8 protein-coding genes are annotated in these 14,459 nt (G+C 57.6%); all 8 read right to left on the bottom strand.

Going from position 1 to position 14,459, the window contains the following annotated elements:
* Nucleotides 1-76 precede the first annotated feature (76 nt).
* The 8 genes from infC to pepN all read right to left on the bottom strand — a co-directional run bounded on the left by infC (nt 77) and on the right by pepN (nt 14,437).
* Complete coding sequence (gene infC / locus H3Z84_RS09295; protein ID WP_081697581.1) at nt 77-622, bottom strand: translation initiation factor IF-3; 546 nt, start codon at nt 620-622, stop codon at nt 77-79.
* The gene (gene thrS / locus H3Z84_RS09290; RefSeq protein WP_199457264.1) at nt 619-2,544 is read right to left on the bottom strand and encodes a threonine--tRNA ligase; all 1,926 of its coding nucleotides are present in this window, start codon (nt 2,542-2,544) and stop codon (nt 619-621) included. Before thrS ends, infC begins: the two co-directional genes overlap by 4 nt.
* A 150-nt stretch (nt 2,545-2,694) precedes the next feature.
* Nucleotides 2,695-5,295 (bottom strand): TRAP transporter permease, encoded by a 2,601-nt coding sequence (locus tag H3Z84_RS09285; protein WP_199457263.1) that lies wholly within the window; start codon nt 5,293-5,295, stop codon nt 2,695-2,697.
* An 81-nt stretch (nt 5,296-5,376) separates the two neighbouring features.
* Nucleotides 5,377-6,360 (bottom strand): TAXI family TRAP transporter solute-binding subunit, encoded by a 984-nt coding sequence (locus H3Z84_RS09280; protein ID WP_022989377.1) that lies wholly within the window; start codon nt 6,358-6,360, stop codon nt 5,377-5,379.
* A 186-nt stretch (nt 6,361-6,546) separates the two neighbouring features.
* A complete protein-coding gene (locus tag H3Z84_RS09275; protein WP_058341174.1) occupies nt 6,547-8,934 on the bottom strand; it encodes an efflux RND transporter permease subunit in 2,388 nt (795 codons plus the stop codon).
* A 50-nt stretch (nt 8,935-8,984) separates the two neighbouring features.
* A complete protein-coding gene (locus H3Z84_RS09270) occupies nt 8,985-10,130 on the bottom strand; it encodes a WD40/YVTN/BNR-like repeat-containing protein (RefSeq protein ID WP_228285681.1) in 1,146 nt (381 codons plus the stop codon).
* 65 nt (nt 10,131-10,195) lie between these two features.
* Nucleotides 10,196-11,584 carry a DUF1329 domain-containing protein gene (locus tag H3Z84_RS09265; protein WP_199457262.1) on the bottom strand — a complete coding sequence of 463 codons (1,389 nt, stop codon included), beginning with the start codon at nt 11,582-11,584 and terminating at the stop codon, nt 10,196-10,198.
* A 210-nt stretch (nt 11,585-11,794) separates the two neighbouring features.
* Nucleotides 11,795-14,437 (bottom strand): aminopeptidase N, encoded by a 2,643-nt coding sequence (pepN, locus tag H3Z84_RS09260; protein ID WP_199457261.1) that lies wholly within the window; start codon nt 14,435-14,437, stop codon nt 11,795-11,797.
* Nucleotides 14,438-14,459: the final 22 nt, after the last annotated feature.

Raw genomic sequence — 14,459 nt, 5'->3', positions numbered from 1 at the left:
ATTTTTAAATAAAACAAATTGTGTCCCTGAACGACAAATCCCCCGCCAATGCGGGGGACCCGTCAGAGGATCAGGTTCACTTCTTTTTGCGGGGAGCCACGATCATGGTCATCTGACGGCCTTCCATTTTCGGCCGCATTTCAACCGTTGCAATCTCTTCGATATCGGCTTCAATCCGGCCCATGAGCTTCATACCAAGTTCCTGGTGTGCCATCTCACGGCCGCGAAACCGAATCGTGATTTTGCCGCGATCCCCGTTCTCAAGGAAACGTACCAGGTTGCGTAGTTTTACCTGATAATCCCCTTCTTCAGTTCCTGGACGGAACTTAAGCTCTTTGACTTGCGTCTGTTTCTGTTTCTTCTTGGCAGCAGCCTTCGCCTTTTTCTCGTCGAAGATCTTCTTGCCGTAATCCATTATCTTACAGACGATCGGATCGGAATCCGTAACCTGTACCAAATCCAGGGTTGCCTCCTCCGCCATCCGGAGGGCTTCCTCGATTGCTACAACACCTACCTGGTTGCCTTCGGCATCGATCAGGCGGACTTCAGTTGCGTCAATATTCTCATTGATAGGCGCTTTAGGAGTGCGCCCACCCCGATTCGTTCGCTGTTTAATAATCAGTTCTCCGTCTTGGTTCTGCCCTTGCGTTGAATGTCGTCAGCCAGCAGCTGTTCAAACGCTTCGAGCGATAAGGTTCCCAGATCTTCACCTTTGCGAGTACGTACGGCAACGGCGTTGTTTTCGATTTCCTTGTCGCCTGCAACGACAAGATAGGGAACCTTGTTAAGAGTATGCTCGCGGATTTTAAAGCCGATCTTCTCGTTTCTCAAGTCAGCATTAACCCGATATCCCAAAGAATCCAACTTTTCGGCCAGTTTCTGACAGTAGTCACGCTGATTATCGGTGATATTCAGGATCGCAACCTGCGTTGGTGCCAGCCAGGTGGGGAAAGCCCCTTCGTATTCTTCGATCAGTATACCGATAAACCGCTCAAAAGACCCGAGCACCGCCCGGTGCAGCATAACCGGCGTTTTCCGCTCGGAATTATCGGCCACATACTGGGCGCCAAGGCGACCCGGCATGGAGAAATCGACCTGAATGGTACCACACTGCCACACCCGGCCGAGACAATCTTTCAGGGAGAACTCGATCTTGGGCCCGTAGAAAGCACCCTCACCCGGCAACAATTCCCAGTCAACGCCTTCGCGATTCAGGGCTTCTTCCAGGGCGGCCTCGGCCTTGTCCCAGACTTCATCGGAACCTACGCGCTTTTCCGGGCGGGTAGACAGTTTGTACAGAATCTCGTTAAAGCCGAAGTCTGCATAGACTTCGTGCAGCATTTCGATAAATGCCGATACTTCCTGCTGGATCGCATCTTCTTCGCAGAAGATATGCGCATCATCCTGGGTAAATCCACGCACCCGCATCAGGCCGTGCAGCGCACCGGAAGCTTCATTCCGGTGGCAGGAACCGAATTCCGCCAGGCGCAGCGGTAAATCCTTGTAGCTCTTCAGGCCCTGGTTGAACACCTGCACGTGGCAGGGGCAGTTCATGGGCTTGATGGCATAGTCGTGTTTCTCGGACTCGGTGGTAAACATGCCGTCCTTGAACTTGTCCCAATGCCCGGATTTCTCCCACAGGGTACGGGACACCACCTGCGGAGTCTTGATTTCCTGGTAGCCATGCTGGTGCTGCTTGGCCCGCATGTACTGCTCGATCTCCTGGTACAGGGACCAGCCATCCGGGTGCCAGAACACCATACCCGGAGCTTCTTCCTGCATGTGGAACAGGCCCAGTTTCTTGCCGATCTTGCGGTGGTCCCGCTTCTCGGCTTCTTCCAGCCGGTTCAGGTAGGCCTTGAGCTCTTTCTTGTTGCCCCAGGCGGTACCGTAAATCCGCTGCAGTTGCTCGTTATTCTGGTCACCACGCCAGAATGCGCCGGCAACCTTGGTCAGCTTGAAGGCCTTCAGTTTGCCGGTGCTGGGCACATGGGGGCCCCGGCACAGGTCAATAAAGTCGCCCTGACTGTAGAACGACAGGTCCTCTTCACCGGGAATATCCTCGATGATGCGCACCTTGTATTCTTCGCCCATTTTCTCAAACAGCTTGACCGCGTCTTCCCGGGACATCACAGAACGGGATACCGGCAGATCCTGCTTGGCCAGCTCTTCCATGCGCTTTTCGATACGCGCCAGGTCTTCGTTGGTGAACGGGCGCTCGTATTTGAAGTCGTAATAGAAGCCGTTTTCGATTACCGGGCCGATGGTCACCTGGGCGCCCGGGAACAGCTCCTGTACGGCCATCGCCATCAGGTGAGCGGTGGAATGGCGGATAACATCCACGCCGTCTTCATCACGTTCCGTTACGATGGCCAGCTCGGTATCGTTCTCGATCAGGAAACTGGTGTCGACCAGCTTGCCATTCACCTTTCCGGCCAGGGCGGCTTTCGCCAGGCCTGCACCAATATCGGCGGCAACGTCGTGAACGGTTACGGGTTCGGCAAAACTACGGTGGCTGCCATCGGGCAGAGTAATAACGGGCATGATGCTCTCCTGTGGTTTCTCAGCGGTGATCTATACCAAAGATCACATGGTGGCCGGCTGCCGCGATACAAACCGCGGGTCGGTTTGGAGGCGAGTTTAACAGAAAAAAACCCGGCAACAATGCCGGGTTTGTACGAACGCCGATTCAGGTTACGCAGCCTGGGGCTGGGCATCCTCCCTGGCTTTCCGCTTAAGCTGGCCAAAGGCCACCAACGCAAGCAGCAACAGGGCCGGGATGAACATCACTTCCTTCGGCGGCCTGTCGAGCTTGGCCTGCACCGCTTCGATGTTCCAGCCGAAATCGATACCGGCTTCTTCCGCGGCACTGCCAAAGTTCACGAAGTCGACTGCCAGCATATCGCCACTGACAGACACCTCCAGGCCTGCAGCAGACAACCGCTCGACTGCCGAATCACCAGCAGGAATCTCCAGTTGGGTGTAGGTTGTGGTATCACTGCCATCCAGTGCCATACCCGACACACGGAACACCACTTTCTCGTCTGGCTCAGCCTGCTCGACGTACTCCATGATGGCTTCGCCCTGGCGTTCCTCGTATGGCGGATAAACCATATCCCACCAGAAGCCGGGCCGGAACATGGTGAAGGTAATCAGCAGCAGCAAAACGGTTTCCCACTTATAGCTACGGGTAAACCAGTAGCCCTGGGTAGCCGCAGAAAACACCAGCATGGCGGTCACTGCACTGAAGACTGTAATCAGCAGATCCACCCAACCGGTCAGCCCGATCAGCAACAACTGGGTGTTGAAGATGAACATGAACGGCAGGATCGCGGTCCGGATATCGTAGGTAAAACCCTGAATACCCGTGCGTATGGGGTCTGCCCCGGATATGGCCGCCGCCGCGTAGGCGGCCAGCCCCACGGGCGGCGTGTCGTCCGCCAGTATGCCGAAGTAGAACACAAACAGGTGCACCGCAATCAACGGCACCAGCAGGCCGTTCTGGGCCCCCAGAGTCACAATCACCGGCGCCATCAGGGTGGACACCACAATGTAGTTGGCCGTAGTGGGCAAACCCATACCCAGGATCAGGCTGATCACCGCGGTAAACATCAGCATCAGCAGCAAGTTACCGCCAGACAGGAATTCCACGAACTGGGTCATCACCAGCCCGATACCCGTCAGGGTAACCGTACCCACCACGATGCCGGCAGTGGCCGTTGCCACACCGATACCCACCATATTCCGGGCACCGGTGGCCAGGGAGTGGAAAAGATCACCGATACCACCGGTGAACTCGTCCATGAAGCCGCCATGCTTGCGAAAAAACGCCTTCAGCGGGCGCTGGGTGATGACAATGAACACCATGAACAGGGTGGCCCAGAACGCCGACAGCTGGGGCGAGAATCGCTCAACCGTCAGGCACCAGACCAACACCACCACCGGAAGCAGGTAATACAACCCGGTTTTCACCGTAGGGCCGACTTCCGGAAGTTCATCCATGGCCTTGTCCGGATCATCTTCCTCCAGCTCCGGGAAGCGGGTGGCATAGCCAATCAACGCCACGTAGATGGCAACCAGGACGGGGCCAAGCACCCAGGGTGCCGCTTCTCCAAGCACACCCTTGGTCCAGCCGACGCCGTAATAGACGGCAAAGGTCAGCACAATCAGCCCGATCAGTACCACCACCCAGTTCAGCATGCGCTGGGCCAGGGATGGCCGGTTCGGCCGTTCAATGCCGTGCATCTTCAGCTTGCAGGCTTCCAGGTGCACGATGTAGATCAGTGCCACATAGGAAATCAGCGCCGGCAGAATCGCATGCTTGATCACTTCCAGGTAGGAAATGCCGACATATTCCACCATCAGGAACGCCGCAGCGCCCATGATCGGCGGGGTCAGCTGACCGTTGGTGGACGCAGCCACCTCAACCGCACCGGCCTTGGTAGCCGGGAAACCCACCCGCTTCATCAGCGGAATGGTAAAGGTACCGGTAGTCACCACGTTGGCAATGGAAGACCCGGAAATCACACCGCTCAGGCCACTGGACACCACCGCCGCCTTGGCCGGGCCGCCCTTCATATGGCCGAGCATGGCGTAGGCCACCTTGATGAAATAGTTACCGGCGCCCGCCCGCTCGAGCAGAGCACCGAAGAGCACGAACAGGAAGACGAAGCTGGTGGAAACCCCGAGAGCAACACCGAACACGCCCTCTGTGCCCAGCCACTGGTGTGAAGCCAGTTTATTCAGGCTGACCCCTTTGTGGGAGATGACATCCGGCATATAGGGGCCGGCAAGGGAATAGCCTATAAACACCGCTGCAACAATCGTCAACGGCAGGCCAAGCGCCCGCCGGGTTGCCTCAAGTAACAGCACCAGGCCAACCATTGCCACCCACAAATCCGCGGTAATCGGTGCGCCCGGCCGGGTAGCCAGCTGGTCGTAGAAAACGTAGAGATAAGACGCCGCAAAGGCCGCGGCCAGGGCCAGCACCCAGTCATAGATGGGCACCTTGTTGGCATGAACCCCCTTGATCATGGGGAATGCCGAAAACGCCAGAAATACCGCAAACGCCAGGTGAATGGAGCGGGCTTCTGTCGAGTTGAAAATACCGAAGTTCAGAATGAACGGCAGGGGTGATGCGATCCAGAGCTGGAACAAAGACCAGCATACCGGAATGATGAAGAGGAGTACCGCTGCTGGGCCTTGCAGGGCACGGCCACCGGTTTCGGTCTGCAGCACCTCGCTTACCTTTGCGGCATCCGCACCTGCCCCGGTGCCCGGGTCATTCGTTGCCATAGAACGTTCCTGCAAATAAAAAACAGTCTGACTGAATCAACAGAGCGGGCTTGGCGCCCGCTCTGCTCTCTACCCGGCTGATCAGTCGATCAGACCAGCTTCACGGTAGTACTTGGCCGCACCCGGGTGCAGCGGTGCACTCAGGGCATCAGAGACCATTTCTTCCTTCTTCAGGTTGCCAAACGCCGGGTGCAGGCGCTTGAAGCTGTCGAAGTTCTCGAATACCGCCTTGACCACTTCGTATACCACGTCGTCCGGCACATCGGTGGAAGACACAAAGGTAGCTGCCACACCGAAAGTGGTTACGTCATCGTCGGAACCACGGTACATGCCGCCGGGGATAACCGCCTTACGGTAGTACGGGTTATCGTCGATCAGCTTCTTGGTGGCTGCGTTATCCACGTTCACCAGTACGCTGTCACAGGAAGTGGTGGCTTCCTTGATGGCACCGGAGGGGTGGCCAACGGTATAGAAGAAAGCATCGATGTTGCCGTCACACAGGGCCTGGGACTGCTCTGCCGCCTTGATTTCGGCCGCCAGGGAGAACTTGTCCAACTCCCAGCCCATTTCCTTCATCAGAACTTCTGCGGTCGCGCGCTGGCCGGAACCCGGGTTACCCACGGAAACCCGCTTGCCTTCCAGGTCTTCGAAGTTCTTGATGCCGGAGCCTTTGCTGGCAACAACGGTGAACGGCTCCGGGTGCATGGAGAATACCGCGCGCAGCTTTTCATTCTTGCCCGCGTCAGTGAACTCGCTGGTGCCGTTGTAGGCATGGTACTGCCAGTCAGACTGGGCAACCGCCAGGTCCAGTTCGCCGGCACGAATGGCATTCAGGTTATAGACAGAACCACCGGTGCTCTCTACCGAGCAACGGATACCGTGTTCCTTACGATCCATGTTCACGAGACGACAGATCGCGCCACCCGCCGGGTAATAAACGCCGGTTACACCGCCAGTGCCGATGGTTACGAAGCGCTGCTCCTGGGCAGAAACTGCAGTCGATGCAGCTCCCAGAGAAACAGCTGCAGCCATGGCAAAAGCGGACGCTTTGAGTTTCAGTGTCATGTGTGCTCTTCCTTTTTCTTGGTCGTTGTAATCAATTGCCCGCCCAGAAATACGGACAAACATCCGGTTCGTTTTAAAACATAGAACACTTCGGGCGATAAATAAAGAAAGGATTAGTTCGCTAACCAGCTGAGTAATCAAGAAAAAAGCCCGCTTACGCGGGCTTTCGGGGGCTTTAGCCAATCATTAAGACTTGGCTGCGCGGGCTTTCGCCAGCATTTTGTCCGGTCTCAGCAGGAAGCGGGCCAGTGCTGGCAACAGCCAGATCGCTCCCACCATGTTCCACAGGAACATGAAGAACAGCAGGAAGCCCATATCCGCCTGGAACTTGATCGGCGAGAAGATCCAGGTCACTACACCAAGGCCCAGGGTCACGCCGGTGAAGATAACGGCCTTACCGGTCGAACGAAGGGTTTCGTAGTAAGCCTCCTGCAGCGTCTTGCCTTCCAGCAGGAACTTCTCGAGCTTGGCGTAGATGTAGATACCGTAGTCGACACCGATACCCACGCCCAGCGCGATTACCGGCAAGGTCGCCACCTTGATACCGATACCGGACACCGCCATGATCGCCTCACACAAAATGGAGGTCAGGCCCAGAGGAATCACGATACAGGCCACCGCACGAAGTGAACGGAAGGTCAGGAAGCACAGCAAGCTCACAACACCGTAAACCAGCATCAGCATCATATCCTTGGCGCTGGAAATTACCTCGTTGGTGGCCGCCTCGATACCTGCGTTACCGGCCGCCAGCAGGAAGGTGTGCTCTTCGTTGCTGTTGGTCTGGGCGAAGGCTTCAACGCGCTCAACCACGGTTTCCAGGGTTTCCGCCTTGTGATCTTCCAGGAACACCAGCACCGGAGTCAGGTCGCAACTGGTGTTGATCAGGCCGGCCGGCGCGTCCCGGATAGACGCATTGATGATGGTCTGGTTGCGGGAAATCTCGAACCACTTCCAGTTACCCTCGTTCAGGGCCTTGGTCACCAGCTTGGAAACATCTGCCAGGGAGGCGGAACTCTGCACGCCCGGGGTGTTCTGCAGCTGCCACTGAAGGCTGTCCATGGCGCGCAGCACGTTGTACTGGGTGCACTGCTCTTCCGGGGTTTTCACCATCACCACCAACACATCGGCACTGGTGGAGTAGTTGTTGATGATGTAGGCGTTGTCCTTGTTATAGCGGGAATCTGCACGCAACTCCGGCGCACCCTGGTCCAGGTCACCTACTTTCAGGTCTTGCTTGTAGTACAAGCCAAGGCCCAGGCCGATCACGGCAATCAGCAGGGAAATCGGTGCCACACCCGGATGGGAGAAGTAAGACATAACCCGCCATTTGCGGTCCTGCTTGTCGCCGTGGTTCTGCACATGGCGCACACCGCCCTTGGAAATACCGATGTAAGACATGATCAGTACGTGCAGCACCAGGTTGGTGATGATTACAAACGCCACACCCAGGCCGGCAGCAACGGCGAGGTCACGGATAACGTCGATTTCGATGAACACCAGGGTCAGGAAGCCCATGGCGTCGGAAATCAGCGCCAGCATGCCCGGGATATACAGGGCACGGAATGCCAGGCGGGCTGCAGTGACAGCATCAAAGCCCTTGGCCGCTTCCACAGCCATGGCGTTAACAATCTGTACGCCGTGACTGATACCGATCGCAAACACCAGGAACGGCACCAGCACCGAGTACGGGTCCAGGCCATAGCCCAGAAGCCGGAGGGTACCCAGCTGCCAGAACACAGCGATAATGGAGGTCAGCACCGGGATCAGCGTGCCGGCGATGCAGCGGGAATACCAGAACAGCAGCAACGTGGTCAGCAGGATGGTGATGCCGGCAAACCAGGCAATGGAACCGATACCTTCAATCAGGTCGCCCACTTTCTTGGCAAAGCCAACAATGTGGATACTGATTTCCGGGTTCTGCTCCTGGTATTTGCTGCGAATCTTTTCTTCCAGCTCTTTGGAGAACGCGGCGTAATCCAGCGGCTCGCCGGTTTCCGGGTTGGTCTCGTACAGCGGCGCGTACACAATCGTGGAACGGAAGTTGTCTGAAATCAGGCGCCCTACTTCGTTCGAACGCAGTACGTTCTGGCGCAACTGTTCAAGACTCTCGCGGGTGCCGTCGTAGGTGTCCGGAATCACGGTACCACCCTGGAAGCCCTGCTCGGTCACTTCCACCCAACGTACGTTGGAGGTCCAGAGAGACTTCAGGCCGGAACGGTCAACACCGTTCAGGTAGAACATCTCGTCGGTAATCTGCTTCAGGGTTTCCATGTATTCGGCGGTAAAGATGTCGCCGTCTTCCACCGCAACCGCAATACGCACGAAGTTACCCAGGTTTTCCAGGTCGTCCCGGTGTTCGAGCATATTCACAATGTACGGATGCTCAAGCGGAATCATCCGCTCGAAGCTGGCGTCTGGCTGGATCTTCACGGCGTTGTAGCCGAGGAACAGCGTCAGCACAAAGAACGCTATAAGAATCAGCGCCCGGTTATTAAAAATCAAACGCTCAAGGAACGGCTCCGCCTTGGGCGTTGTCAGGTAATGTTCACCCCTGTCATGCATCGGGTCAGACATTAAAAAACCCCTCTATCCATTAAATCCGTTGATGCCACACCAGGGCGTTATTACAGGTCCCGGCCGCGGGAATCGGTGATCATCACACCGCCCTCGCCTACCAGAAGAAGATTGGTTCCGCTCAGTGGAACCACACCCATGACACCCTCCCGGTCATTCCGGAAGTGCGCGCGGAAACTTTCGCCACCATTACTGCTCATCAGCACCGCGCCGCTGTTACCCACCAGGGTGACCCGGCCATCGTCTGCAACCGAACCGTTGTTCAGGGTGGTGCCGCCTTCGTTAGCAACCATGGTCCAGCTGCGGCCCAGATCCGTCGATAACATGGTGTTACCGCGAAGACCGAAGGCCAGCACTTCATTCACCTTGCCGGTACCCATCACGCCGAACAGTGAGCCATCGTAGGGGCTCTCGCGCCGCTCCCAGGTGTCACCGTTATCTACGGACACATGCACCTGGCCGGCTTCGCCCACGATCACCAGCGCACCACCGGTTACCCGGGCTACGCTGTTCAAATGGAAGTTCTGCGGATTGCTGAGCTGCGGGCCCCAGTCTTCCCAGGTTTCACCGCCATCCTGCGTGCGCAGGACCATGCCGTAGGCACCCACCACGAAACCGTGCTGATCGTCTTCAAACCACACATCCAGTAACGGGTTAACCGGGCCGATTTCCATATCTGCCTGCACGTTCTCCAGGGCAAAGAACAGGTCATCCAGCGCCCATTCCAGGTCGCCCTTTTCGGCTTCCGGAGCCTGTTCGATACGCTCTTCCATCGCAGCAATCTGCTCTTCCCGGCTTTCGATCACCAGCTCGGCCGCCTGCAGGCCATCGAACTGCAGCTGCCAGGTAGCCCCGGCATCCCCGGAATGCAGCACCACACCGCTGTGGCCAACAACCCAGCCGCTGCTGTCGCTGCCAAAATCCACGGCGTTCAGTGTCACCGATACAGGCACCTCGGCCTGGGTCCAGGTTTGCCCTTCATCATCGGAGTAAATCACATGCCCGCGCTCGCCAACGGCAACAATGCGGTCACCCGCACGGGTGGCATCGTTGAGCAGGGATTCCGGAGCCAGGTCCGACATTAAAGCCGGGGTCTCGATGATATCTGTCAGCGCAAACGCCGCAGGTGCTGCCAATGCCATGGACAGACCAAGACAGGCAGAACCCAGTGTCTCGCACATGAACCTATTAGCCATTCAGATTGCCTTTACGTTGGTTAGATCAGAAAGCTGCCGGCGCGGGCCTGAGCCCGCGCCAAAACTCAGCGTACACTTCGTCTGCGCAGGGAAGCCGGCGAGAAGTAACGCTTGCTGGGTACGTCGTCAGTGAACACACGGGTGTTGGGTTCTTCGGTATCCAGGCCCAGAACATGGTAACGACGGGCCTGCAGGTCGTGGTACACGTCCAGTGCTGTCCACACACCCGGCATGTCGTAGTAGTTCTTAGCGATACCCATGGTTACGCGCCAGAGCTCACCACGGCCGTCGTACTGGTCGAGCAGCAGGGTGTTCCAGCTATCGGCATCCACATAGAAACGACGCTTGGCGTAGATGTGGCGCTCACCATCCTTGAGGGTGGCTTCAACCACGTGCACCCGGTGCAATTCCCAGCGGGTAAGGTCAGGGTTCAGGTGGGAAATACCCAGAATCTCGGAATACGGAGTACCCTTTTCGCCAATCTTGTAGTTGTTGTAGGGCACGTAGATTTCCCGCATCCCTTCGTAATTCCAGTTATAGCGATCCATGGCACCGTTAAAAATATCGGTGTCGTCGGCCGTCCGCAGGTTATCGGCCGCCGCGATCGGGGAGTCGTAACCCAGGTTGGGTGCCCGGCGCACACGGCGCTGACCGGCGTTATAACCCCAGCCGTTACGGGGACTGACGATCTGGTTCAGGGTTTCATGAACCAGGATCGCACCACCGGCAAGGCGAGGCGGAGACTGGGTGAAAGACAGGTAGTAGAAAATGATGTTATCGAGGTCTTTTTCGCTGCCTTCAGGGCTGTAGAAGTTGAAAAAGGCTTCCTGCTGGGATGTCACCAGGCCGTAATCCCCGTTGGGCTGCACGGCCACTTCACTGGAACGACGGGTCAGGGATATACCACGCCAGCGGGTCAGGTGGTTCCAGATCACCTGCCAGGCTTTTTCTTCGTTATTGCCATGCAGGATCGGGAAAGGATAGCCACCGAAGGCGCCTTCCAGGCCCTCGGATTCACCCACAATTTCCGCATTCACCGCGTTCTTGCGGGTATTCTCGGCAACCCAGTCAGGAACCGCATGGGTACGGCGGGACTGGTAAACCGGAATCTGGAAGGTGGTCGGGTAGGTTTCAAACATGGCCTTCAGGCCATCGGTCAGGTGCTCGCTGTACTGGTCCATGTTGGACGCATTGATGGTGAACAGCACCTGGTCGTTCGGAAACGGGTTGATATGGTGTTGGCCACTGCCCTGATAGCCGGCCGGAGGCTCTGTCAGGCCACCGTCCCACGCCGGGATGGTGCCATCGGCGTTTCCGGCCTTGACCGAACCGAAAGGGGTTAAATCATTACCCAGCCGCGCTGCCTCTGAAGCAGACACAGCTGCGTAAACGGGGGATGCGGCGAAGGAAGCTGCCAGCAGCCCACCCAAAAGAACGTTTTTGTTGTATCTCATTGTGCAACCTTTCCGTCTGGAAGCCTCTGTCGGGCTTTATTGTTATGGTCTGATGCAATCGCAGACTTTCCAACAGATTAGCCGATTGAGCAACATTGTCTATCGACCGAAAGTGCGATTTTGTATCAGGGTGTGACGACGGTGGAAAAAACACATACAGATACACAACCGGCGCGGGCCCGCGCGCCTGGCACGGGCCCCGCCAGCAGGTCAGCCTGCCAGGCTCTTGTGCACAACTTCGTACAGGTCACGGGACAGGTTATCTTTGTCCCGGATGCCTTCCAGTGCCGCTTTCATCTGGCTGGAGTACGCAGGTGCGAACTTCCGCCAGCGCGTTAACGGCGTTACCAGGCGTGAGGCAATCTGCGGGTTGCTGTCATCCAGGCGGCAAACCTGCCCGGCCAGGAACTGATAGCCACTGCCATCGGGGTTATGGAAGGCCGCCAGGTTCTGGCCGGCAAACACACCGACTACCGAGCGCACCTTGTTCGGGTTTTTCCAGTCAAAGGCCGGATGCTCCAGCAACTTCAGGATGTGCGGCAACTGGCCCGCCTGGCCGCTGGACGCCTGTACCGAGAACCAGAGCTCCACCACCTGCGGATCATCGCTGAAGCGCTGGTAGAAGCTCTCGAGGGCCTGTTCACGATCTGCTGCAAAGCCGGAATTGACCAGCGCCCGCAAGGCACCCAGGCGGTCCGTCATGTTGTCTGCACTGCGGAACTGCTCTAACGCCAGCTCCCGGGCCCGCTCATCGTCAATACTCATCAACCAGCCCAGCGCGGTATTACACAGGCTGCGACGGGCAATGGCATCCGGGCCCAGCTGGTAATCGCCCTGCTGCCGGTTGCGCCGGTAACAAGCCAGCAGGTCGTCTTTCAGCTCTTCAGCCAGGTGCTTCAACACCCGCTCCCGGGCCGCATGGATAGCCGGCACATCGGCCTGCTCCGCCAGTTCTACCAGGTAGGCTTCCGACGGCAACAACAGCATCTTGGCCACCAGTGCCTGGTCCAGAGAGGCATCGTTCAGCAATTTACGGTAGGCATCCGCCAGCCGCGGTTCAACTTCAGCCTGCTCCGGCGCACCCACCAGAGACTGGATAACATCCACGGCCAGGCGCTGGCCCGCATCCCAACGATTGAAGCCGTCCGGATCGTGGCTCATCAGGAACAACAGCTGTTCCCGGCTCCACGGATACTGCACCCGCACCGGCGCCGAGAAATCCCTCAGCAGTGACGGCACAGGCCGTTCGGCCAGGCCATGGAATTCGAAACGGTGCTCGGCCTCAGTCAGCTCCAGCACCTGCTCCAGGGGGCCGCCCTGTTCGCCCGCACTGCTATTCAACGGCAACGGCTGGCCTTTGCTATCGAGCAGGCCCATGGCGAACGGAATGTGCTGTGGCTTCTTGCCGGTCTGCCCCGGAGTGTCAGGAATGTTCTGGCGGATGGTCAGGCCATACACGCCCTTGTCTGCATCGTAGTCGTCTTCCACGCTAACCACCGGGGTGCCTGCCTGCTCGTACCACAACCGGAACTGGCTCAGGTCACGGCCGGAGGTATCTTCCATGGCCTTGACGAAATCATCCGTGGTCACCGCCTGGCCATCGTGGCGCTCGAAGTACAGATCACTGCCCTTGCGGAACATTTCATCGCCCAGCAGGTTGTGAATCATCCGCACCACTTCCGCGCCTTTCTCGTAGATGGTCAGGGTGTAGAAGTTGGAGATTTCCATGTAAGACGCGGGCCGCACCGGATGGGCCATGGGGCCCGCATCTTCCGCAAACTGTGCGGTGCGCAACAGGGTAACGTCTTCAATGCGCTTGACCGTTGGCGATCCCATGTCGGCGGAGAACTGGGAATCCCGGAACACGGTGAAGCCTTCCTTCAGGCTCAGCTGGAACCAGTCACGACAGGTAACCCGGTTGCCGGACCAGTTGTGGAAATACTCGTGGGCGACGATGGCCTCGATGCGCTGGAAGGTGGCGTCGGTCGCCGTGTCCTGGCTGGCCAGCACGCAGGAGGAATTGAAAATATTCAGGCCCTTGTTTTCCATGGCCCCCATGTTGAAGTCATCCACCGCTACGATCATGAAGATATCCAGGTCGTATTCGCGGCCATAGACTTCTTCATCCCAGCGCATGGAGCGCTTGAGGGCGTCCATGGCGAAATCGCACTTCTGCGCGTTGCGGGGCTCCACGTACATTCGCAGGTCAATATTACGGCCGGAACAGGTGGTGAAGGTGTCTTTTTTCTCTACCAGGTCTCCGGCAACCAGCGCGAACAGATAAGCCGGCTTGGGGAACGGGTCTTCCCAGGTGACAAAGTGGCGGCCGTTTTCGAGCTCGCCCTGCTCTACCGGGTTACCGTTAGACAACAGTACCGGGTAGGCGCCTCTATCCGCTTCAATCCGGGTGCGGAACCGGGCCATCACATCCGGGCGGTCCGGGTAGAAAGTGATGCAACGGAAGCCCTCGGCCTCGCACTGGGTACAGAACATTCCGGAGGACTTGTACAAACCTTCCAACCGGGTGTTGTTCTGCGGCTCGATCCAGGTAACCACCTGCAATTCGAATTGCTCCGGTACCGAAGGCACGATCAGCGCATCGCCACGGTCTTCGAAATCACCGGCAGCCAGCGCTGAGCCATTCAGCGCCACGGACTCCAGCTTCAGGCTGTCGCCGTGCAGGAACAGCGGCGCACCGGCCTCCGCAGACTCAGGATTCCGACGCACAGACAGGGTGCTGTGCACCCGGGCGCCGTCTTCAAACAATTCGAAACGCAGATCCACGTGGTCAACCAGATACGCAGGAACCTTGTATTCACTCAGGTAAATGGTTTGTGGCTGGTTGGTTCGCATTCATACTCTCCAGACAAAAGAC

Origin of the sequence: Marinobacter sp. bablab_jr003, assembly GCF_016464245.1 — a bacterium.
Lineage (GTDB): Bacteria > Pseudomonadota > Gammaproteobacteria > Pseudomonadales > Oleiphilaceae > Marinobacter > Marinobacter vinifirmus.
Note: the sequence above shows the minus strand (reverse complement) of the source record. Positions and strands in the feature narration are given on the sequence as shown.